Origin of the sequence: Mucilaginibacter gossypii, assembly GCF_900100945.1 — a bacterium.
In the GTDB taxonomy this organism is placed as follows: Bacteria; Bacteroidota; Bacteroidia; order Sphingobacteriales; family Sphingobacteriaceae; genus Mucilaginibacter; species Mucilaginibacter gossypii.
On the sequence record NZ_FNCG01000006.1, the window covers coordinates 107791 to 130854 of the forward strand.

Sequence of the window (23064 nt, forward strand, 5' to 3'; positions counted from 1 at the left end):
AGGCTTGGGACTCGAAACAAAAATTAAAACAGATGATCCAAAAAATATCCATATTGTTTTTAGCGCTTATAAGCACACCAGCTTATGCGCAAAAGAATAAAAAAAACATTCTTCCGTACCTGCATATCGATCAGGCTGTAAATGCTATTTCGGCGGTTATGATCCATGATGTTGTAAACCCGCCCGCTGCTTCCCGTTATTATGCCTATGTAACCCTGGGTGCTTATAATTTGGTTAGCCTAAACAATAAACAGATAATACCGGTTGGCAATTTTATCAAAAGTTACACACAGGATAACCAGATCAGCATCCCGGCTGATAAATATGATTATCGCATAGCCGCTATGTATTGTATACTGGAAACGGGAAAGCAGATGCTCCCATCGGGTTTTATGCTGCAGGATGATGAGGCTAAATATGTAGCCCTTCTTAAAGAGAACGGCGTAACCGAAGATGTGATCAAACAATCAATAGCAGCTGCCACCGAAATGACTGGCAAGGTTATTAATTATTCCAAATCAGATAATTACAACAAACTGAGCGGTCGGCTCAGGTACTCACCTATAAAAGGAGGTAAAAACTGGTTCCCAACCCCTCCAATGTACATGGAGGCCGTTGAGCCTAACTGGAAAACCATTCGGCCTATGTTTATCGACTCCTCTAACCAGTTTGTGCCTATAAGGCCCGCCGTATTCAGCACTGACAGCACCAGCGACTTTTACAAGGAAGCATATGCAGTTTACAAGGTATCCAAAAATCTATCGACTGAACAAATCATGATTGCCAACTTCTGGGATTGCAACCCTTTTGCTGTCACCACATCAGGGCACATGATGATCGGTTTTAAAAAAATCAGTCCGGGTGGGCACTGGATGAACATTGTCGGTATTGCCGTAAAAAAAGCCGGGCTTAGTTTTGATAAATCTATACAGGTGGCAACACTGGTTGCCATGACCGAAATGGATGCTTTTATCAGTTGCTGGGACGAAAAATATCGCAGTAACGGCATCCGTCCCGAAACCTATATTAACAAATACATTGATATTAAATGGGTACCCATGTTGCAAACCCCGCCATTCCCGGAATATCCAAGCGGCCATGCCGTGTTGTCAAATTCGTCGGCTGGAGTATTAAGTTATCTGTTGGGTGATAACTTTGCTTACACAGATGATTCGGAAATCCCCTATGGTGTTGGCCCCCGCGACTTCAAATCATTTAAGCAGGCGGCTGAAGAAGCTTCTTTGTCCCGCTTTTATGGTGGTATTCATTTTAATGATGCCATTGTTAACGGAAATCAGCAGGGGCGCGATGTGGCAGCAGCGGTTGTTAAAAAATTAAAAGTGGCCGGAATAAACTATTTGGGTAAATAAAGCATAGTTAAAAGTGAACTGCTTTTTAACTATGCGCACCAAGTAAGCAAGGTTACTGTACTTTTTATCATACCGGGATCCCGATCTTAATTCAGGAAACCGTTAAGATTCGAGGAGTCGTTCAAAACGTTTATCGGGTATGAACCAGGTCCCGGCTACCACTACATAAATTACCACGCTGATAACAGGATTTAACCATGTACATAAAATAGCAACCGCGTATAGCGCCACAGAAATTTTCCCCTTAAAATCATTGCCGAAGGCTTTTGTTATTAACGAGTCTTCACCGTGATGTTTAATGAGCATTAACGCCAGGATGCGATAGGCAATACCATTCATGATGAGCACCACACCATAAAAGAAAACCGGCCATTGGGTGAGGTGGGTCTCTCCCATCCAGCCGGTTACAAAAGGTATCAACGATAGCCAGAATAACAGGTGTAGGTTGGCCCACAATATTTTACCATTTACAGAGCGTACCGCCTGCAAGGTATGGTGATGATTGTTCCAGTAAATACCTACATATACAAAACTGAGCAGATAGCTTAAAAAAACCGGGATAAGTGGCTTCAAAGCTTCCAGGGTTTCGCCATGCGGAACCTTCATTTCCAACACCATAATGGTAATAATGATGGCTATTACGCCATCACTAAATGCTTCTAACCTGCCTTTACCTAACGCCATGGGCTAAATATAGCATTATTTGGCAAAAGCCTTATAACGCTGCATAGCCTCAACAAAGTAGTAATCGGCATAAGTTAAAGGTACGTCAACTTCGGTACCTGCCGGGAAATGGCCCACGCTGTGTTTCAAAATAAAACCTCCGTTGCTGTTCAAATCAGCTTTATATGCCGGTGCAGATAAGTTTTTGATAATAGTTTGAGCTGTATTAAAATACTCCTGACCATCCTTTTTATCAACGTAACGGCAAAGCTCTAACAAGGCAGAGGCCATAACTGATGCCGCAGAAGCATCGCGAAGCGCGTTAGGGATGTTTGGTGCGTTATAATCCCAGTAAGGTATTTTATCGGCGGGCAAGTTTGGATTGGTCAATATAAAATGCGCTATATTTTTTGCCTGCTCAAGGTATTTTTTGTCTTTAGTTTCGCGGTACATAACTGTATAGCCGTATAGCCCCCAGGATTGTCCCCTTGCCCATGCCGACTCGTTAGCAAAGCCTTGCGCGGTTTTCTTTTCCTTTACCGCTCCTGTTTGTTCATCGTAATTAATTACGTGGTACGAACTAAAATCCGGGCGGAAGTGGTTTTTCATAGTGGTATTGGCATGGGTAACCGCTATTTTATAAAAACTCGAGTCGCCGGTTGCCTTGGTAGCGTAAAACAACAGTTCCAGGTTCATCATATTGTCAATGATCACCAGAAAATCATTAGCCTTTGAATTCCATGAACGGATACAGCCAACCGTTGGGTTAAACCTTGTTGAAAGTGATTTGGCACTATTAATCAGAATTTCTTTATACTCAGGTTTCGGCTCAAGATGGTTTGCTGTACCGAAGCTGCAATACATCATAAAGCCGAGGTCATGCGTCCCTTTATTATATTGTTCTTTTTCGAGGCCTTTCAAGTTTTCATTAGCCTGGTTAAGCAGCTCAGCATCTTTAGTTTGCTGATATAGATTTAGTAATGTACCTGAATAAAAACCACTGCACCACCAGCTGCTATTGCTTGTTTCAAACTTATCGGTAGTAGGGTGGTACGTTTTAGGGAACTGCTCCGGTCCAAATTGTTTGGCCATGTACTTATATTGTATGCCCGCATCAGCAAAGTTTTTTTTGATGGTTGCCAATACATCCTTTTGAGGTTTAAAGCTATTTTGCGAAAAAGAATTGAGGCTTAGCGCTAATAAACATGCAGTAATTGCTGATTTGTACAGGTGTTTAAATTTCATAGACTATAAGTAACTGGTTAAAGTGCTTATGCAGGGCACATTTCAAGTTATAAAAGTGCAGATTTTGGTTCAATAAAAACAAGCACCGGACAGCCATTTGACTATATATTTCTACTACATCGATGTAGTTAGGGCGATTTTTTGCAGTTGAAGACTTGCGAAATTTAAAAACCTCGCAAGGCCGGACAGAGAACGCACAAATCCCTCACCATAGTTCTTAGTTAAAAGCCGTTACAACAAGATTCTTGTAAGCACCTTTGGGGCAGTTTCCATGCCAATAACCTACCTCACCGCTTTTCAATGACGGATCAAGCGGGGTGTACACCATAGCCGGCTTCGGGGCATTATCCGCATAAACCTCCATTTTGCTGCCCCGAACCACCACTTTAACATGAAACCATTTATTTTGCGGGATTATGGCTTTAGGCTGGTATTTTGTTGCCTCATAGTCCCACCAGTTAAACTCGGCCTTTTTTTCGGGCATGTACTGGATGGCGTTAATGGTACCAGATGCCCCCGGCCTGAAATAAACTGTTTCATAATGATGGGCATCCCGGATATGAAAAGCCAAACCAACAAAACCTCCTTTGGGATTTACACAAGCTACATCCATTTCAATAATACCGTCCTTAAAATTTAAACCCGGTTTATACGCTAAACTGGCCGATTTGTAGTCGCCGATTTTCCGTTTGATGAGCAGCGCTTTTTGTCCCTAAAAAGTGCCCAACTCATAGTCAAGCGTATCGTTTTTAGGAATGATCCATTGTTTAGGGTTTATAACGGAAAGGTTGTATACCTGGTGCTTTTGTTGTGCCCGTGTTTCCACGGCAGCGAACAGTGTTAACATTAAGACAAATTTTTTCATGATGATGGTTAGTTTATACTTATTGAGTAATAACAAGGTTGGCAAAATCGCCCGGCAACCCGGACGACCAAAGGCCAACGAGCCCGCTTTGCCGGTTATTCAGTTTTTTTACAGTAAGCGATGGTTGATGGGAATGGTCAACATACACAACAATATTATCTGCATTAACTACAATGCGTGCATGAAACCAGGCCTCCGCCAGCGGAAAAGGATTTACTGCATTTTCATAAACCAGCGGATGTTCCTTACGGAGTTTATCCCAGGGAAAATCCGGCTCGCTGATGTATTGTACCGTATGCTTGCGGCGAAGCGTATCCGTGGTTTGGAAATTAAAAGGGCGGAAATAGATAACATCATTGGTTGTAGTATCAACCCCGTGAAAAGCTATACCCAAAAAGCTTTCCTGAAAAACATCTCTGCCCCGTAAATCGATATCGATAGTGCCTGTCTTAAAATTCACATCTTTAAGCCATAAAATACCATCTAATGTTAGGCCTTGTTTATTGCCATCGGTAAGTTCTTTAACAGTTTGGCGGGTGTAGGCTTTCACCATTTTATTTTCCTTCAGCAATTGGTTAATATCATATGTAACTCTTTTTTGCTGACTGTAACAAAAGCCGCCGCCAAGCGTCATGCTTAGTATGGCAAACAATAAAATCTTGTTGTTCATGGGTTTTGATTTTAACTTTAATCAAAACTTGCAAATTGTCATTACAATAAAGCACGGGCGGCATTTCAAGTTAAGTTCAAGTTTGTTCAAAGCGTTTTAGGGATTTTTAAACCACATTATTACTTGTAGATCAATGGAAAAGGAAAAACAATTGCTTTTGTTATGCCGGCAGCTTATTGAGCGAACCTTAAATTGGGGTGATAGTGATATTTGGGGTAATGATGACTTTGAGCAGCTAAGCCAGCAGATCTTTGATAAAACGCGGGTACAGCTCAGTGTATCAACTCTGAAAAGGATCTGGGGTAAGGTGCGCTACGAAAGCTTCCCTAACGCAGCAACGCTGAACGCCCTTGCTTGTTTCCTTGACTACACCAGCTGGCGCGATTTCAGGCAGCGCCACCAGGTTAACGGCGTAATTGAGCAACCGGTTAAAATAAATGATTCAGATACCGCAGTTTTGGTTCCGCTTTCAAAACCCGGTTTACGCTATATATGGTTTGGCAGCGCATTACTGCTGGTATTGGGCGCATTGTTTTTCATGAGCAGCAAGCGCAATAAACCTATTGATCCCGGCTCAATAAAATTCACCAGCAGGAAAGTTTCTGACGATTTGCCTAACTCGGTTGTATTTAATTACGACGCCTCAGCATTTCATTCTGATAGCGTTTTTATTCAGCAATCATGGGACCCTAATCGCCGCGAACAGGTATCCGGTGACGGCAAACAGTATACCTCTATTTATTATGACCCAGGCTATTTTATAGCTAAGCTCATCGTAGACAAACATGTGCGAAAGGAAACATCGGTATTTATTAAAACCAAGGGCTGGAAAGGCATCATCGATCACCAGCCCATACCTGTTTATCTTTCACGGGAAGAAATTAAAGGGCAGGGCTTTATGGGAATTACCGCTGATGTAATGGAGCAAAAGTTAGGTACTTCTGTTTTTAACAATACCAGGGTAAAGTTTGCCAACATTCGCGAATTTCCGGGAATTAATGCAGATAATTTCACCATGGATTGCACCCTGCGCAATATTTCAACACCCGGTCAATCGGCCTGCGCCAAAGCCGACCTCACCATTTTAGGCAACGGCACCGCCATTGTGATCCCCATATTAAACAAAGGATGCATCGCCAATATGGGCATTTTAACCGGTGAAGAATGGGTTGATGGAAAAAACCATGACCTGAGTGCCTTTGGCACAGATATGTCGCAATTTCAAAACCTGCGTTGTACTGTAAAAGACCACTACCTGAAGATATATCTTAACAACAAACAGATCTTTGAATTTAAACAGGCTCACACCATGGGCCGTATTGTAGGCATCCGTTTTGAATTTGAAGGGCCAGGGGAGGTTAAGCAATATAAATTGGAAACGCCGGGAGGAGCGGTTTATGAAGAGAAGTTTTAGGAAAGGCCGCTCGCGACCGTCAACAAAAAGACCTTAAACAACGTCATTGTTTCATACCTTATAATGACGTTGTTTTAATGTGGGCGATTATTCCTAATTTACCGAATTATCCTCTACCTTAATATCATATCCCTGTACAAGCAAATCACTCACACTTTTGGTAAAAGGCTTAACAAATTGCTCAATCTTAGCATAAACCTGCTGAACGGCACCTTCATTTTGTGGGTCAAAAACAAGCTCATCCAAATTACTGATCGCCTTATTATCACCATGATGTACATCGGCGATTAAAAAGATGCCATTTGTATCGCTCTTATGATCGGGATGGTTAGGTTCTGTTTGAGCGTTAATAGCAAACACCAGTCCATAATCATCATCAGAGATATTTTTTAAAACAGTGATCTCCAATACAAGGCAAAAAGCGCCATTATCGCTGTAACATTGCTGCGTATACTGGCATTTGATCAGATCCTGAAAATCACTTTCGGCCTTTAAGCGTATCTGCTCGTACAAATCAAAAACTGCTTCAAATAAATCCATAAAGAGGTGTTAGTCGGTTAATCCAAAACAAACATAACTATCTCCCGACTTACTTCCAATTTTTCCGCCGCCACAGGCAATAACTACGTACTGTTTACCATCAATTGAATAAGTTGCAGGGGTAGCGTAACCTGCCGCCGGCAAATCGGCTTCCCAAACCACTTTGCCGGTACGTTTATCAAACGCACGGATCTTTTCATCTTTGGTTGCAGCGATAAATACCAGGCCACCTTTGGTAACCACCGGACCACCATAATTTTCCGTGCCGGTTACAGGGATTCCTTTTTTGGTTAACTCAGGATACTCACCCAGCGGCACTTTCCAAAGCAACTTGCCCGATGTGAGGTCGATAGCATTGAGCGTACCCCATGGCGGTTTTATACCGGGATAGCCATCTTTATCTAAAAAACGATTATAACCATTCATGGCATAAGGGACTTCATCAACCATTTTCCTTTCCGCCTCCGAGCTGGCGACGCGATTGCCGGTTGGCTCTTTGGCTACTTCTTTCGCCGCCTTAGTTGCAGGAATCTTGAGCAGGAAAGCAAGCAGGTTCTTTTTATCTGCGGGCGAAATCTGTTTAAAAGAAGGCATCATGTTGCGGCCGGCAGCAATAATACCGCTCACCTGATCGGCAGTATACTTTTTGCCGATGTTTACCAACGATGGATAGGATGCTCCATTACCCTTCAGTTCGGCGCCGTGACAGCCAATGCAATTCGTATTATACACTACGTGTCCTAATGCCTGCGGTGAATGATCGTTAGTGTTGGTTTTAGGTACATCGATCATTACCTGTGCCCATGGCATTTCAGAGCAGTTTACGTATAGTATCTTGCTTTCAGGATCAACAGCAGCTCCACCCCACTCGCCCCCACCATCAAAACCGGGGAAGATCCAGCCTCCCTCCTTGCTTGGCGGGGTGAACATGATCCGGTTTTTAACCTGGTTATATTTTGACAGCATTTCCCTGTGCACTTCGGGCGTACGGTCGGTAACATCTTCGGGATTAAACATTTGCCGGGCGAAAGGTTGCGGCAAAGTTGGGATGGGTTGCGTAGGCCAAACTTCTTCGCCGGGCAGGGTTTTGGTTGGCACAGGTTTTTCCACTATTGGGAATATAGGTTTACCATTCGTTCTGTCGAACATAAATACATAACCATGCTTGGTGATTTGTGTTACGGCATCTATCTTTTTACCGTCTTTAACAATGGTTACAAGGTTTGGATTGGCGGGCAGGTCGCGGTCCCACAGGTCGTGATGCACAAATTGGTAATACCATTTCAGCTTACCTGTAGCTGCATCAAGTGCCAGCAACGAATTGGCAAACAGGTTTTGCCCTTTCCTGAACCCGCCATAAAAGTCGCCACCTACCGAGCCGGTGGGAATATACACGATCCCCCGCTTTTCATCCAAAGCCATCCCTGCCCAATTATTAGCCCCGCCAAATTTTTTGTAAGCCGCTGTATCTTTCCAGGTATTGTACCCCACTTCGCCGGGATGCGGTATGGTGTGGAAGATCCATTTTAACTTTCCTGTCCGGGCATCGTAAGCACGCACGTGCCCAGGAGCCGCATCAGCTGATTCGGATACGCGGTCACCAACAATCAACACATCTTTATAAACCACGCCGGGCGTAGTTCCCGCGACAAATGATTTGGTATCCCTGTCTAAATTCTTAGTAAGGTCGAGATATCCACCCTTGCCAAATGAGCGCACCGGAGTGCCGTTTTCGGCGTCAATAGCCCAGGTTTTAGCTCCCACGCTGTAGAAAATCCTTTTTTCGCCGCCATTATCATTTTGCCAGTATATTACTCCACGGCTCACTTTATAGTAAGCCATAGGGTCGCCATTATTAGTAGTATCATCCTTAGCGGGGTCAAACAGCCATTTTTGCAGGCCTGTAACAGCATTTAACGCAAACAGCTTCAATTTAGGACTGGTACCATACAAAATACCATCAACCATAATAGGATTGCATTGATTTTGGCTGAGATTGGCAGTATCCTTATCGCCTGTGCCAAAAGTCCACATCACTTTTAGTTTGTTTACATTATTTAAAGTAATTTCATCATTGGATGAATACCGTACCCCTTCTTTTGAACCCGCATAGGCAGGCCAACCACTATAGTTATTGTTTTGATTGCCTTGCTGATTTTTACAGGACGTATAAATGCCTGCCGCAAAGCACAGGGCTATCAAATACCGGGTGTTAATCATTTATAATGTAAAATTTGGCGTTAATTGGGTCCCGACGCATTTCAGTATACATGGCGCGGCGCGTGTTAGCAACAGTGCTCTCTAAATGTATGAATAAAAATTATTTTACAAATATTCATCCGTTGCCTGCGTATATCATTTCGTCCATAAAAAATGCCATAGCTAATAAAGCCATGGCATTACAAGATGTATCACAAGAATCCTCTACAGGGAATCCTTACTTTTATTTCTTCACTAAACTAACAGGTGCAACCTCCTGGCTCAACAGTTTTCCAAACAGCTCCCAGCGTTTTGCGGGAGCTTTTGTGGTGCCTCCGTTTGATTCAATGTAGTTTTTCACCAAATCCTGGCCGTAATTATAATTGATAACATAACTACGATATTTTTTGATAAAGCTGATTGATTTTTGAGCAGTCTCATCGTTCATAAGGCAATACTTTCTAAGGTACGACAATGCTTTATCCTGGCTCATGGTATTATTGATCAAGCCTCTTGCTGCCTCGTTGCGGGCATAGTTTAAAGTGCCTTTTATAGCAAGGGCCTTGAAATACAGGTCGGCACCGGCGGTATCCAAACCGGCCAGCGGCAGCAATACGTTTTTCGCAAACTTTATTTTATCATCACCGGGAAAAGCTACTTCAATACCGTAATTGGCACTGCCCTCGGCAATCAGCGATTGCGGACTGAACAACGGGTATAGAGAAATTTCAACCCAACCTTTATCATGGTAAAGGTTTTTCTCCAGCAACATATTGTATACATGGTGTCCGGGATAACTTTCATGACTGCCCACATCGATGGCACGGTCAATAAAAATCTTCAGATCGGTATTGATCTGTACGGTGCTCTTATACCCCCCTTTATACCAGTTATAACCCGACCATGGCTTATTAGTTACATATTCCAGCGTAAATGTTTCGCCGGCAGGCAGTTGGTAATGGGCAATTGTGCGCTTGCGGGCTTCGGCAATAGCCGCTTTTATAACAGGGTCTAATTTATCTTTTGGTATAATAAACTTATTGGCCAGCTTTTGAAACCTGTCGTTCACGTTTCCTTTACCCGGTAAAATGCTGTCGAGCAGGGCTATCTGCCCCTTAAAAAAATCATCGGTATAAACCGGGGCAGCTACACCAAATAACTCGCGCGATTCTTCATCAAAAGGCCTTTCCTCTCCCGAAAAAATACGGATCCGGCGACTGAAAGCAACCAACTGATCGGCCATCCAATTAGCGCGGATCTTATTGGTATCAATTTTCGAAGTATTGGCGATGGTGCGCAGGTCATTCATCAGGCTGTTTGCCGACGCCAGCAGACTATCCTTAGGGAAAGTTTTCAGTGGCTCCGATTTTGGCTTCAATGAATCCGGCCCATAATAAGCATCTACAAAGTCGCCGTCGTATTGCCCTATTGCAAGGCCAAGCTTTACATATTCAACAGCAAGGCTATTGAGCTTTTTATTTTCGAGCTGCTGTGCCGGGCCATGCCCACATGAAAACAGTAATAACAAAGGGGCAAAAAACAGTAGTTTTTTCATGGCGATTGATCTTGTACGGTAAATGTGGCGCAAGATAATAATTCCATTTAGTATAAGAGGAATGCTAGCCTTACCGTAAGGGTTGTACAAAAGCTTAGGGTTTGCTGAACGAATTAAGATTATACGTTACCCCCACCGCTACACCCGTAGACTGCAGTTTAATATCAGAATATCCAACTCCTGAAATTGGCACTTTCATATATGGCTGAACACTTACACCAACTTTTGAATTTATTTTATGTTCATAGGTTGCATTTATATTGATAATGCTCAATAAATACCCCTTACTGTTTGGTACGGTATAATTTTGAGGCCAAGCAGCACTGTTAGCACCATCGGCATAATTATAAGTATACTTTTCATGCAACATCAGATAGGACGATAAACCAGTGCCTACCGATAATTTATTGCGAAAATTGCCATATACCTGATAGGCTATATTAACCGGAATATCAAGCATTTTACAGTCTGCCGTTACATCCGTTGGCTCATTTTTAAACACATATGCAGTGCGATAATTGGCAAAGCTTGTATTGTAAGGTTTTGATGAATACACAACACCACTTGTAATTGTTAACTTTTTAGTGGCACCAAATGAAAGCAGCAAACCATAATTGCTGCCAACCTTGCCCTGGAACGAATTTGTACCATTAACATCAGAAGAAGCCAAGGCCGTGATAGCCCATTGCGGCCGGTAACCAAAGCTCTGTTTAATTATTTTTTTATTGGATTTCGTTGCAGGTGCTTGAATAGGTTGTCTTTCAATATTTGTTTTAAAATCAGGAACAGCTAAAGGAGAATATTGTATATCAAGTGATAACGCTCTATTTACCAGTAAATTTGAAATGGTACCATTATTATTAGCCGGCTCAGCACCTGCCATCAGGGCGCGATCGTGTTGCATAATGGTATCCCGGCCGCTGATTCCCTTTTTGTTTGCACCGCGAATATTACGGTGGAAGCTGGCGACAGATGGTGTTAAGCTTATCTGGCCTGTGTGAGCATGATTGCCTGTATTGCTGTTGGCAGCTATGTTGCTGTTCCCGGCTGGCCGGGTTGTTAATAAACTGTCTGTTGGTGGTTGCGGCGTACTCCCGCCACTGGTTCCGGGATTTGTTTTAGGCGCAGCGGGCTTAACCTTAGCCTGTTGTTGCCCAGCTGTATTATCATCCTTTACATTAGGTTTAAAAAACCACCATCCTAAAAACAGCAGTAACATCGCTGCTATTCCGCTTGCAATTGGCAACCAGTAAACAATTCCACGACGTTTCTTGCCTTTGTCAAGCATTTGCTCAAGCGCATTCCAGTCATCCTCGTTAAACGCGCGATGATTTGCCGGGTCTTCCAGTCCCTTCTTAAAAATGTTATCTAAATCTTCTTCGCTTTTCATCCTCTGATACCATTATTAAAAAAGGTTGTCCTTACATCTATACCTATGCCATTATAGGCCACAATTGGGTTAATATCCATACCCCTGTTGTAATTTGTTTTATTAGCAGTTTCCTCTGCTTTTAATATCATTTGTTTTAGTTTTTGACGCGCTTTGTGCAGGTTTGACTTTGATGTGCCCGAATTAATATTTAGCATTTCCCCTATCTCTTCATGCGAATAACCGTCAATCGCAAAAAGGTTAAAAACCGTACGATAAGCCTGCGGCAACTGCTGTACCATAGCCAGCAGGTCTTCATAATTTAAATTTTTATCTGTCAGGTCTCCCTCACTCACATTTTCTGCCTTCTCCAAATCCTCGGTATAGGCCATTTTTAAATTGGCACGATAATAATCAATAGAAACATTCATCATAATACGTCCAATCCATGCTTTAAACGGCCTTGAAGTATCAAACCTGTCTATATGGGTAAATACTTTCATAAAACCCTGGTTCATAACTTCTGCAGCTTCATCACGGTTACCTGCATAACGGAGACAAATGCCCATAGAAAATCCATAAAACGCCTTATAGAGCATTTTCTGACTTTTCCTGTCCTGCTTTACGCAGCCATTGATCAGTTGATGTAACTCTTCTTCGCCCATACGGGGGTTATAAACTCAGAATCAAACACATAAATTTAACCTTATCTACGCACATCACGGCAACTATTATTAAAAGGTTGCCCGTTGTGCAAAATAATTTAAATTTTTCTCACAATTGGATAAAATCATGCACACTTTTCTCACCTACGGAAATCATTTATACAAAATATGCACAAGCTAACACAGCCTCAATAAAATCTTTGCAAATAATTATATTTTTGCCAATGAGGCAACCTGTACGTGTATTTATAGCGTAATACCATGTAAACCCCGCCTGCTTTAAAGGCCTTTTATGAGAATCGACATAAACCCAAACTTCCCTGTAAAAAATTGTAAAACCTGCGGGACACGTCCGATAATTGAACAAGCAAAAGATCGCTGGATTATCCTGTGCCCCAATCCGAATTGTCGAAATGCCATTTCTGACAAGCTGATTAATATAACAGAATGGAATAAGCAAAATCCATAATGTTTTTTCGCCGGTTTATTTATCTTAAGGCAACCATCCCCGGAACATGCACGATATATATTATAAAAGGGCATAACAAGCCCTTAATAATTTATATACTAATAATACTACTGCTGCATGGTACCGGTGTCTGTTGTGATCATTACTAAAAACGAAGCTGCCTTAATTGAAGATTGTATAAAAATGGCTTCTTTAATTACCGATGATATTGTTGTGATTGATAATGACAGTACCGATGGCACGCCGCTTATTGCCTCCCGTTATGGCTGCAGGGTGTTTCAAAAAAGCTGGAGCGGATATGGAGCAAACAAAAATAAAGGGGTAGCCCAGGCCCGCTACAACTGGATCTTAAGTATTGATGCTGATGAGGTACTTGATTTGGAGCTTATTAAATCGCTCCATAATTTAACCTTTGACAAACCGAATGTTGTTTACGATATCAAATTCAAATCATACTTTGGCAAAAAGCTGATCCGTTTTGGTAATTGGGGAAATGATCATCACGTGCGTTTGTTTAATCGTTCATTGGTAAAATGGGGCGAAACCGAGGTACACGAAACCTTGCTTTTGCCTTCCGATGCCGAGATCAAAAGCATAGCGGGTTATATCCAACACCACTCTGTAACCGATATTGACGACTTTAAGCGTAAAGCTATTCTTTATGCACAGCTAAGCGCAGCCAAATATTACAAAGCCGGTAAAAAGGCAACGTTTATCAAGCTATATTTCTCGCCCGCTTTTGGCTTTTTACGCAATTACATTATCAGGCTTGGTTTTTTAGATGGAGCTGAAGGATTGGCTATAGCGCGTGTTATTTATAAAAACACACGCCTTAAATACGCTTATCTGAAACAATATAAAGAGTTGTCTCAAACGCGAAACACCTATCGTAACGAGTTGGCTATAGAGCAGATTAACTGACCAAGGTATGGTATGGTATCGTATAGTTGGCAGTCTGAAGTCAAAACTAAATAGGACTTTTGAGCTGAGGCTAAGTACTATCGACTTAAAACTATTTGTCCAGCACCTGTTGGTAAAACTTCAACGTTTGCCTGGCCAATATATCGATATCAAAACATTGTTTTACCTTTTCATTGCCAGCTAAAGCAAGGCGCAGGCGTTTTTCAGGCTCATTGAGCAATGTAACTATTGCCGATGCTAATTCCTCAATATTGTCTGGATCTATCAGCAGCCCGTTAACGCCATCATCAATAAGTTCGGTGCCGGATGTTCGGTTTGAATTGATCACCGCTGTTCCACATGCCATGGCCTCTAACGGCGCAAGTGCAAAAGCTTCGGCATATGATGGGAATACCGCCACTGCCGAATTACTTAAACAGGCATAAAGTTCATCCCTCCCCACATGCCCTTTAAACACAACACTGCTTTTTGCATCCTTCTGCAAGCAGGCGATTACTTTACTTACCGGGCCTTTCCCCAGTATCAGTAACCGGGCATCAGGGACCTGTTTTATAACTATATTCCAGGCCTCCGCTAACTGAAAAATCCCTTTTTTTTGTACAAGGCTCCCCGTAAAAACCACCTGCTTCGCACCGGACATGTCGCTGCTTCCAATGACGATATTTGTATCTATACCATTATACAACACCGTGATGGATTTGTTATACGACAGGTAATCAGCACTTTTTTCTGCGGTATAGGCGCTTGCACTGCTAACAGCCGCTGCGCGGTTTAAAATATCCTGCTCCATTTTCAAAATATGCGGTGCTACCGGTATCCCTGCCTCAGCATTAAAGTAGGTAATGGAACCATTAAATTTAACAACTACGGGAACAGGTAATGTGGGAAACGGCACATATGATTTACAAAACCTGATATAATCATTATAATCGGGCATTTCAATAATGTTGATCTGCTCATCGGCTATCATATGTTCCAGCTTTTTTTGATAAGCCGCAATGCTTCTTTTTATATCCCGTTGCGTAATACCTGTATCCAGTAATATCCTGTTAAGCATCCGTACCCCGGCAGACCGCTGATTTTCAAACCACTTATCATCAATACTCCAGCGATATCTCAAAACTTTTACACCTTCATCCTCAAATTCATCCGCGCCTCCGTATCCGCGGCTATACAACCCGGCAACAATTACCTTATGCCCCAGCTTTACCATTTGCCGTGCAATGAGCCGCACATAGGTTCCAATACCGCCATGCGGTCCGGGAGGATATTCATCGCACAGATATAAAATGTTCATTGCGCTAAAAACTGTTTACTGTTTTGAATATTGCGACTGCTCAATTGGTTTGACATTAAAGCTACTAACAGATAAAAAACTATCCCCAATAAAAGCCTGAACAAGAAATGTATGTTTATTGAAGCTGTGATAAACCAGCCAGCCAAAGCAGCAGGGAACAGTATCACAAATGGCCTTAAGCTGATATGCATGATATTTTTATTCACTAACCTGTAATAGAGCACCGCCTGTAATATATTGGTAATTAAAAATGCCATAGCCGAACCAATACCATTCAGTAGCGGGATCAATATCAGGTTAAGCGCAATATTTGTTGTAGCACAGATTACGGTAACAGATGATACAGCCTTGTACTTTTTAACGCTAAAACTTAACGACCAAAGCAGGTTTATGAAAAACTGCAGGGGTATACACAATGATAGGATCAAAAATTCGGTAGCATTGGCCGCGCCATATTTGTCGCCAGTTATCATCCCCACTACAGGTGTCCAAAGTATATTAAGGACAAGTGGTAAGAGCATAGCCAACAGCAACTCGACTGTATTAAAGGAATTTACCTGCTCCTGCAATTGGCTAGATGGCTTTAAGGCCATCAGCCTTGACAGGCGCGGTAAAATAACAGGAGCTATAATAAGCATTGGCAACCGCGAAAGCTCATAAGCCCGGTATGCGAAACTATAATCGGCCAACACGGTTTTGCTCGCCATAAAACCCAGCAATAGCCAGTCCATCCGCGACAAGCTCATATCAAATATTACCGATACGTACTGCGCCGTGGCCTCTTTAAGCAACTTTTTATAAGCCCGAAATTGAAATTTAAAACTGAAATCTGTTTTCGTGATAACATAAATGAGAAGGGCCAGCAATTCGGCACCGGCTGTGCCTATCATTACCATTACTATAGAGCGAACTTGTAATTGGTGTATAGTAATAAGATAAAATGCGCCACAAACCCTTAAGCTGTTACTTATAACGGCAATTATGCCATAGGGTGTAAATTTTTCCTTTGCGTTTAGAAACTGCTTTAGCGGAATACCCAGGAAAAGCAGGCCCTGGGCTATAAAAAACCATGGCAGCGCCCGGTAAATATTGTCGTGCAATATTAAACTTAATAATAACAGTACACCCAGGGTTACAAAAAAAGTAGTGAGCGAATGGAACAAAAATGCAGCCGCCGCCCAATCCGACCGTTGTGAGGCTGCTATACGCCTAATCACTACCTGCTCCAGTCCAAACCCCAGTATGGTGGTAACAAATATCGATAAGGCATTCATCCAGCTAATGGCCCCAAAACTGTCCTTACTCAGGTAAACAGAAATAATATAAAAAAAGATACTGCCAAGCACCTGCAAGGCAAGTGCCTGCAAACCTGACGAAAAAAACCTGATGAACGCTTTACTCCTGAACAACGACGTATATGTTTATACTCTTATACTATTGTTTTTATCGGCCGGTTGCCTGTAACATTTTAATATCCCGGTTAAATATCTGCATATATCAGCACATTAACGAGGCAACCATTCCATTTTTTGGCACGTAACCTATTTAAACAAAACAATTGCGACAAGGCCGGCAAAACCGGGAAATGAACATCAATAAATACAAGGGAATAATGACAATCAGTTTGCCGGGTTTTGATATTAAGAGGTGGAAAACTTATGCCGATTGGCGGCTGCTGATCTTCCTGCTGCTGTTTATCAACGTGCGGATCCCATTTAAGATAGTTGCGTTGATTTTTGTTTACATTAGCCAGTTTAACTTTCAATTTGGCTTTAAGCTGCGCAATTCAAGGATCCCGTTATTCTATCTGCTGGTTTTCCCTATAGCTATTGCCGCAGCAGTCATCAACCAAAATTTTTCCAACCTGTATTATATACCTGTTTTTGGCTGGGCTTTGATATGCTGGGCGCTGGCCCTGCTGGCGGTTCACCAGGTTAAGCTGATGGTTGATAAAACAGATGCCGAAACCATTTACCGTACACTGATCATTTTTTTTATCATAAACGCAGCTTTCTCGGCGGGTAACCTAACGCATATTATGTGGATCACTAAAAGCATTAACCCCTATGCTTTTATGGGAATGCATCAGCGCTATTATATCAATACCGGCGATAATGTAATGGGCATAAGCTTTGACATTTCATCAACCAATGCTGTTATCTGTGCTTTCGGTGTGTTTTACTTCATTTATAAGAATAGCTTGCCCATGATGATCGTGTGCATGAGTACGCTGGCACTTACCTACAGTAACCTCATCAGCATTTTGGTACTGCTGATTCTCGCTTTCATTTTTGTTTATAAAACCACGCGCAATCAAAAAAGCATGATAGTAGTGGCATTGCTGCTTTATGTAATCTCCCTCGTCAAAATATCGCCGCAAAATGAAAAGTATATTAACGAAGTGACTAAAAGTACGCTGCGGGAAAATCGTATTGAAAAACAGGGCCATGCAGCAGTGCAGGCAACAACTGCCAATCCCGGAGGGCGATTCATAACCAGGGATGAACAAAGAAGGAGATTTGCACAAAACTATCTGGATAGCCTAAGCAGGATAAAGGCTGAACAGGAAAAACCAAGCGCACTTGATAAAAAGATCAAAAGCTTGCCGCTTACCGATGACGGCAGGCTATACATCCCGGCACCAAACACACACTTTGCGGAATTTTATAACACCGGCGAAATGACACCCGACAGACAACAGCTTATCGACTGTATAGCTGCTCACAGGGCTCAGCTATCGCTTTGCCGGCTTGAGCCCTTCAATCCTGCATTGCCTGGAAAGATTACCGGTGCAATACAAACCTTTAATTACCTTACCAGCCACCCTTTACAAAGTATAGTGGGCTTAGCTCCCGGAAATTTTTCATCCAAAATAGCTTTCAGGGCGGTTGGTGCCGGTATAAGGGGCAATTATCCCCCAAAATACATCTATATCAACCCAGCATTTATGCACAATCATTTAGACCTGTACCTGAGCTTTTTCAGCAAGGATGCAGGTTTCCGTTCGGTACGCAATAACCCCTACTCCACTTACGATCAAATGCTTAGTGAATACGGTATCCTCGGGTTGCTTGCCCTGCTTATATTTTACATTGGCTTTTTTGCCCGGCATTATAAAAAGCTTAGTTACGGTTTGCCCATATTAATAATGGTAACGGGCATATTTTTTCTTGATTATTGGTTTGAGCAACTCTCGGTACTGGTAATTTTTGAATTGATGTTACTCCTCAATATAAAAGAAACTACTACACCCCATTTAAAAACAAAAACTACAGTGCAGGAGGAACTTGCGTATGCATAGTCCTCAAATTACTGTTTTAATGCCTGCTTATAATGCCGGTAAATATATTCGCGAAGCCATTACATCGGTACTTGAACAATCGTTTGCTGATTTTGAATTGCTGATTGTAAATGATGGCTCAACTGATGACACGGCAGATATTATTAACTCATTTAACGATGAGCGTATAGTGGTTTTGGGCCAGGAAAACAAAGGTGTAGCTGCGGCCCTCAATAAGGGTTTACGCCACGCGCGGGCGCCTTATATAGCCCGTTTCGATGCCGACGATGTATGTTATCCTTACCGCCTGCAGGTGCAGTATGATTTCATCACATCTCATCCCTATTATAGCATTATTGGTTCGGGAGTTGACTATACCGATGTTAACGGCGATCTGATATTTACCTGGCAACCTGACGCCCTGAGCCATAACCAGATAAGGCAGCTCAGTTACAGGATTTGTCCCTTCATTCACTCCAGTGTATTTTATAAGCGTGATACCGTTTTAAATGCCGGTGGCTACAATGAGCTGGCCTACACTTTTGAAGATCATTTTTTGTGGGCAGGTATTCTTAAACACGAAAAAGCTTTTAACCTTAATCAACCGCTCATTAAGGTGAGGCTCAATGCCGAATCCGTTACCATTGATGAAAAATGGCGTACAGGTAAATTCAGGCAGATCAAGTACAATGCCCTGCGCAAGGGGAGCATTACTGAAGCCGAAGGAAGGCAGTTGTCTGAGATCGGCATTAAACAGTTATCTCCACGCATCAAAAAAGGAGCTTATTATGCCCTGCTCGGCAAAAAATACCTGTGGAATAATTATCAGCCGGAAAAGGCAAGGGAAAACCTGCTGAAAACACTTTCTATCAGCCCGCTGCATCTCAAAAATTATTTTTTGCTGCTGATGTCATTTCTGCCCGAGCGTATGCTGATGAGTTTATATCAATTAGGTAAACGCAATTTCCGTTTAGCCGAAGCCGAGCTGCCAACCGCTGTTTTAAATCAAAACGAATTGAATTATGGCAGCTAAAAAGATAAAACTGTTTGTTGATGCCCACTCCTTTGATAAAGAATTTCAAGGAGCGCAAACTTTTATACGCGAATTATACAACCACCTGCTGGCCCACCGCCCGGACATAGATATTTACATCGGCGCCCACGATACCGATAATATCCGCAGATTGTTCCCGCTGCTGCCGCCGCAAAACATATTGCCTTATAAAAACAGGGGAATCAACATCCTGCGCTTTGTATTTGATATACCGGCCTACATCAAAAAATACAGGTTTGATTTTGCACATTTTCAATACGTCAGCCCTAAAAAAATGGCGGGCTGCAGGTACATAGTAACCATGCATGATATGCTGTTTAATGATTTCAGGAAGGATTTCCCCATCCTGTTCAGCTTAACGCGCAATTACCTTTTTGGTCGCAGTATTAAAAATGCCGACATCAAAACCACTGTATCCGACTATTCAAAAGAACGGATCTGTAATTATTACCAAATCCCCGCTGACGAAGTGCATATTATCCAAAACGGGGTAAATAACTCATTACTGCAATACCAGTCATCAAAAAAAAAGGCAGAAGATTGGGTAGCAGAAAAATTCGGCATAAGAAATTTCATCCTGTACACCAGCCGCATTGAACCCCGCAAAAACCACCTTTTGTTACTGCAAAAATATTTGAAACTGAAGCTATACGAAAAAGGCATTAGCCTGGTGTTCATTGGTAAAGCATCCATAAAAACTCCGGGCTTAGCCAAGCTCATCAAGAGCCTTACGCCTGAGCAAGAGCGGTTTTTCAGGTGGATACCGCGGGCAGAACAAGCGGATCTGGCAGCTTTTTACCGGGCCTGCAGGTTGTTTGTATATCCCTCAAAAGCCGAAGGCTTTGGGATCCCGCCGCTTGAAGCAGCCATTTGTGGGACGCCGGTACTATGCTCTTCAGAAACAGCCATGAAAAACTTTGGCTTTTTTGCGCCATATACTTTTAACCCGGCCAATCATACGGATTTTGAGCAAAAGCTATTACTTGCCGCACAGCAACCACCCGGCGATGCCTTCACCAGCCAGGTAGCGCGGCATGTTGAACAGCAATACCACTGGCAAAAAAGCAGCACCATATTTTACAACTTGTTACAAGCAAATTTTCATTGTCATGAAACTAAAAATAGCGATCTTAGGCACGAGGGGCATCCCGAACTACTATGGCGGGTTTGAGCATATTTCCGAATATGTATCGGCCGGTTTGGTAAAAAAAGGGCACTCAGTTACCGTTTATAACTCCCACAACCACCCTTATGAAGCCGATACCTGGAACGGCGTTAACATTGTACATTGTTACGATCCGGAGTATCTGATAGGCACTGCCGGGCAGTTTGCCTATGATTTTAACTGCCTTATGGATGCCCGTAAACGTAAGTTTGATGTGGTACTGCTTATGGGCTACACCAGCAGCTCGGTTTGGGGCCACCTTTACCCGCCCAACAGCGTTATCATTACCAATATGGATGGATTGGAGTGGAAACGCTCCAAATACTCAAAGCCTGTACAACAATTTTTGAAGTACGCGGAAAAGCTGGCCGTGAAACATAGCCAGTATTATATTTCCGACTCAAGGATAATTAGGTCATATCTTAAGGATAAGTACGAGGTCGACAGCCGTTATATCCCTTATGGAGCCGATCTGTTTTCAGACCAGGAGCGAGAGCAGTTTGATAAAAGCGAGGTGCTTAAAGAAGATTATTTTTTGCTGATGGCCCGCATGGAGCCCGAAAACAACATCGAAACTATTTTAGAAGGCTTTAACAACAGTTCATCAAAAAAAAGCTTTATGGTTTTGGGAGATACCAGTAACCGCTTTGGCAAATTCATAACCCACAGGTTTAAAAACGATGATCGCATCCAGTTTAAGGGCGCTAATTTTGACAATTCGGTTGTGCGTGCCCTACAGAACAACAGCTACCTGTATTTCCACGGGCATAGCGTGGGAGGTACTAATCCGTCCCTGCTTGAAGCCATGGCCAGCGAAGCCCTGATTGCGGCCCATAATAACCCTTTCAATAAATCGGTACTCAATTCAGATGCTTTTTATTTTGATAATGCTAACGAGGTACGCCATTTGGTTGAGAATGTACAGCGCAAGGATACCGAACGCGAAATGGTGAAAAACAATCTTCATAAGATACAATACCAGTTTAACTGGGAGGTAGTGATTAACGATTACGAAGATTTTATACTGGAATGCTATCAGCAACAACATGGAAAAGTTATTAAGGCCTGATGATGCTTTAAACAACAGGATAAGCTATTACCTGCTGATGCTGTTATTGCTGAGCCTGCCCTTTAACCTGTTTTACAGCCACCTGTTTTTAATAGGCCTGGCCCTGCATACTACTATCCAAATTCGCAAAACAACTATAAAGCCGCTATTAACAAGGGCTAACTTTGCTTTGGCTGCTGTTTTTTTTGTAACGCTTTTGAGCATTATTTACACCACCAATAAGCCCCAGGCTTTTACAGAGTTAGGCAGGCAGGTTACTATTTTGCTTATCCCGTTAATCTTTTGTTTTAACCCGCTCGATTTAAAAAAATACCGGCATAATTTTTTATTCGTATTTTCATTAGGCTGTACCATCACTATCACTTATCTTTTTTTACAGGCACTTTTTACCATAAAATATTATCATCTGCCTTTAAAAGCATTGGCTTCTTCTGCGTTCACAAACCACAATTTTTCGGAACCACTGGCGATCCATGCCACATTTTTTTCCATGCAGATAGCCATAGCGCTGGTTTATCTGCTGTATATTTTGGTAAGGGAACCGGTAAAGACCCGTAAATTTTTCTGGCTTACTTGCTGTGGCATTTTAGCAATGGGCATTCTGCAGCTTAGTTCAAAATCGATATTTATAGCTTTGCTGCTTATTATAAATATCGCGCTGCCCTTATTTATACTAAAAGGGCGAAACCGCTTCAGGTTTATGGCCATTAGCACAGCATTATTTATAGTGGTGATGGCAGGCATTTATACCCGGGATACTTTTAAAGAACGTTATGTAACCGAGCTAAAAAAAGACCTAAGTCAGTCAACCGATGCCGAGCTTACTGATCCGCGATTAGCGCGCTGGAACGTGGCCATTAGTGTGGGAGCACATTCGCCTGTTATAGGTCATGGCGCAGGCACTGAAATTGGTTTGCTCAAAGACCCATTTTTTGACCATCAATTTTACCGCTCGTACCTGGCCGGGTTAAACGCACATAACCAGTTTATCAGCTTTTTTATTAAATCGGGGGTCGTTGGGTTGATGGTTTACCTGTGCGTGCTGGCATTTGGCATCAGGGCAGCCGTTACAAAACGCGACCTATTGCTCATGGCTTTTATGGTTATTATAACCGTCGTTTCCTTTTCAGAAAACTTTTTAGATGTGGATAAAGGCATCTTTTTTTACAGTGTATTTTTCTCACTACTAATATTTTCTGCAAGCTCAGAAACAACAGCTACCCACGCTAAAAATATTGTGTAATTAGTTTATTA

Annotated in this window: 20 protein-coding genes; 8 read left to right on the forward strand and 12 right to left on the reverse strand. The window is 42.4% G+C overall.

Going from position 1 to position 23064, the window contains the following annotated elements:
- Positions 1-32 precede the first annotated feature (32 nt).
- A complete protein-coding gene (locus BLS28_RS13595) occupies positions 33-1370 on the forward strand; it encodes a vanadium-dependent haloperoxidase (RefSeq protein WP_091167847.1) in 1338 nt (445 codons plus the stop codon).
- 102 nt (positions 1371-1472) lie between these two features.
- Here the strand turns inward: BLS28_RS13595 and BLS28_RS13600 are convergent, their stop codons facing one another.
- The 5 genes from BLS28_RS13600 to BLS28_RS13615 form a co-directional block, all read right to left on the reverse strand.
- Positions 1473-2054, reverse strand: a complete 582-nt coding sequence (locus BLS28_RS13600; protein WP_091167849.1) for a TMEM175 family protein — start codon at positions 2052-2054, stop codon at positions 1473-1475.
- A 15-nt stretch (positions 2055-2069) separates the two neighbouring features.
- Complete coding sequence (locus BLS28_RS13605; protein ID WP_091167851.1) at positions 2070-3278, reverse strand: glycoside hydrolase family 88 protein; 1209 nt, start codon at positions 3276-3278, stop codon at positions 2070-2072.
- Between the two features lie 217 nt (positions 3279-3495).
- Positions 3496-3891 (reverse strand): hypothetical protein, encoded by a 396-nt coding sequence (locus BLS28_RS13610; RefSeq protein ID WP_091167854.1) that lies wholly within the window; start codon positions 3889-3891, stop codon positions 3496-3498.
- A gap of 99 nt (positions 3892-3990) precedes the next feature.
- Entirely contained in the window at positions 3991-4143 is a 153-nt protein-coding gene (locus tag BLS28_RS30815; RefSeq protein WP_176844454.1) for a hypothetical protein, read from the reverse strand.
- Positions 4144-4162: 19 nt separating this feature from the next.
- Positions 4163-4813 (reverse strand): hypothetical protein, encoded by a 651-nt coding sequence (locus BLS28_RS13615; protein WP_143020755.1) that lies wholly within the window; start codon positions 4811-4813, stop codon positions 4163-4165.
- 133 nt (positions 4814-4946) lie between these two features.
- Between BLS28_RS13615 and BLS28_RS13620 the strand changes: the two genes are divergently transcribed.
- Positions 4947-6227: a hypothetical protein gene (locus tag BLS28_RS13620; RefSeq protein ID WP_091167859.1), complete on the forward strand. Its 1281-nt coding sequence runs from the start codon at positions 4947-4949 to the stop codon at positions 6225-6227.
- Between the two features lie 93 nt (positions 6228-6320).
- Here BLS28_RS13620 and BLS28_RS13625 read toward each other — a convergent pair whose 3' ends face one another.
- The 5 genes from BLS28_RS13625 to BLS28_RS13645 all read right to left on the reverse strand — a co-directional run bounded on the left by BLS28_RS13625 (position 6321) and on the right by BLS28_RS13645 (position 12555).
- Positions 6321-6767 (reverse strand): hypothetical protein, encoded by a 447-nt coding sequence (locus tag BLS28_RS13625; RefSeq protein WP_091167862.1) that lies wholly within the window; start codon positions 6765-6767, stop codon positions 6321-6323.
- 9 nt (positions 6768-6776) lie between these two features.
- Positions 6777-8987 (reverse strand): outer membrane protein assembly factor BamB family protein, encoded by a 2211-nt coding sequence (locus BLS28_RS13630; RefSeq protein WP_091167866.1) that lies wholly within the window; start codon positions 8985-8987, stop codon positions 6777-6779.
- A 223-nt stretch (positions 8988-9210) separates the two neighbouring features.
- On the reverse strand, positions 9211-10521 hold the full coding sequence (locus BLS28_RS13635) for a hypothetical protein (protein WP_091167869.1): 1311 nt from the start codon (positions 10519-10521) through the stop codon (positions 9211-9213).
- A gap of 94 nt (positions 10522-10615) precedes the next feature.
- On the reverse strand, positions 10616-11911 hold the full coding sequence (locus BLS28_RS13640; protein WP_091167872.1) for a hypothetical protein: 1296 nt from the start codon (positions 11909-11911) through the stop codon (positions 10616-10618).
- Complete coding sequence (locus BLS28_RS13645; RefSeq protein WP_091167875.1) at positions 11908-12555, reverse strand: RNA polymerase sigma factor; 648 nt, start codon at positions 12553-12555, stop codon at positions 11908-11910. Before BLS28_RS13645 ends, BLS28_RS13640 begins: the two co-directional genes overlap by 4 nt.
- Positions 12556-13141: 586 nt before the next feature.
- On the opposite strand from BLS28_RS13645, the gene BLS28_RS13650 reads away from it, so the two are divergent.
- Complete coding sequence (locus BLS28_RS13650; RefSeq protein WP_091167877.1) at positions 13142-13945, forward strand: glycosyltransferase family 2 protein; 804 nt, start codon at positions 13142-13144, stop codon at positions 13943-13945.
- Positions 13946-14036: 91 nt separating this feature from the next.
- On the opposite strand, the gene BLS28_RS13655 is transcribed toward BLS28_RS13650, so the two are convergent.
- Both BLS28_RS13655 and BLS28_RS13660 read right to left on the reverse strand, forming a co-directional pair.
- Positions 14037-15242: a glycosyltransferase family 4 protein gene (locus BLS28_RS13655; protein ID WP_091167880.1), complete on the reverse strand. Its 1206-nt coding sequence runs from the start codon at positions 15240-15242 to the stop codon at positions 14037-14039.
- Entirely contained in the window at positions 15239-16651 is a 1413-nt protein-coding gene (locus BLS28_RS13660; protein WP_091167883.1) for an oligosaccharide flippase family protein, read from the reverse strand. The genes BLS28_RS13655 and BLS28_RS13660 overlap by 4 nt, the downstream gene beginning before the upstream one ends.
- A 176-nt stretch (positions 16652-16827) precedes the next feature.
- On the opposite strand from BLS28_RS13660, the gene BLS28_RS13665 reads away from it, so the two are divergent.
- Genes BLS28_RS13665 through BLS28_RS13685 form a run of 5 tightly spaced genes read left to right on the forward strand, consistent with a single transcriptional unit; the run spans position 16828 to position 23053 of the window.
- Positions 16828-18543 (forward strand): hypothetical protein, encoded by a 1716-nt coding sequence (locus BLS28_RS13665; RefSeq protein WP_091167886.1) that lies wholly within the window; start codon positions 16828-16830, stop codon positions 18541-18543.
- The gene (locus BLS28_RS13670; protein ID WP_091167888.1) at positions 18536-19555 is read left to right on the forward strand and encodes a glycosyltransferase; all 1020 of its coding nucleotides are present in this window, start codon (positions 18536-18538) and stop codon (positions 19553-19555) included. The genes BLS28_RS13665 and BLS28_RS13670 overlap by 8 nt, the downstream gene beginning before the upstream one ends.
- On the forward strand, positions 19545-20747 hold the full coding sequence (locus BLS28_RS13675) for a glycosyltransferase family 4 protein (RefSeq protein ID WP_091167890.1): 1203 nt from the start codon (positions 19545-19547) through the stop codon (positions 20745-20747). Before BLS28_RS13670 ends, BLS28_RS13675 begins: the two co-directional genes overlap by 11 nt.
- A complete protein-coding gene (locus BLS28_RS13680) occupies positions 20686-21810 on the forward strand; it encodes a DUF1972 domain-containing protein (protein WP_091167893.1) in 1125 nt (374 codons plus the stop codon). The genes BLS28_RS13675 and BLS28_RS13680 overlap by 62 nt, the downstream gene beginning before the upstream one ends.
- Positions 21788-23053 carry an O-antigen ligase family protein gene (locus BLS28_RS13685; RefSeq protein ID WP_091167896.1) on the forward strand — a complete coding sequence of 422 codons (1266 nt, stop codon included), beginning with the start codon at positions 21788-21790 and terminating at the stop codon, positions 23051-23053. The genes BLS28_RS13680 and BLS28_RS13685 overlap by 23 nt, the downstream gene beginning before the upstream one ends.
- Positions 23054-23064 lie beyond the last annotated feature (11 nt).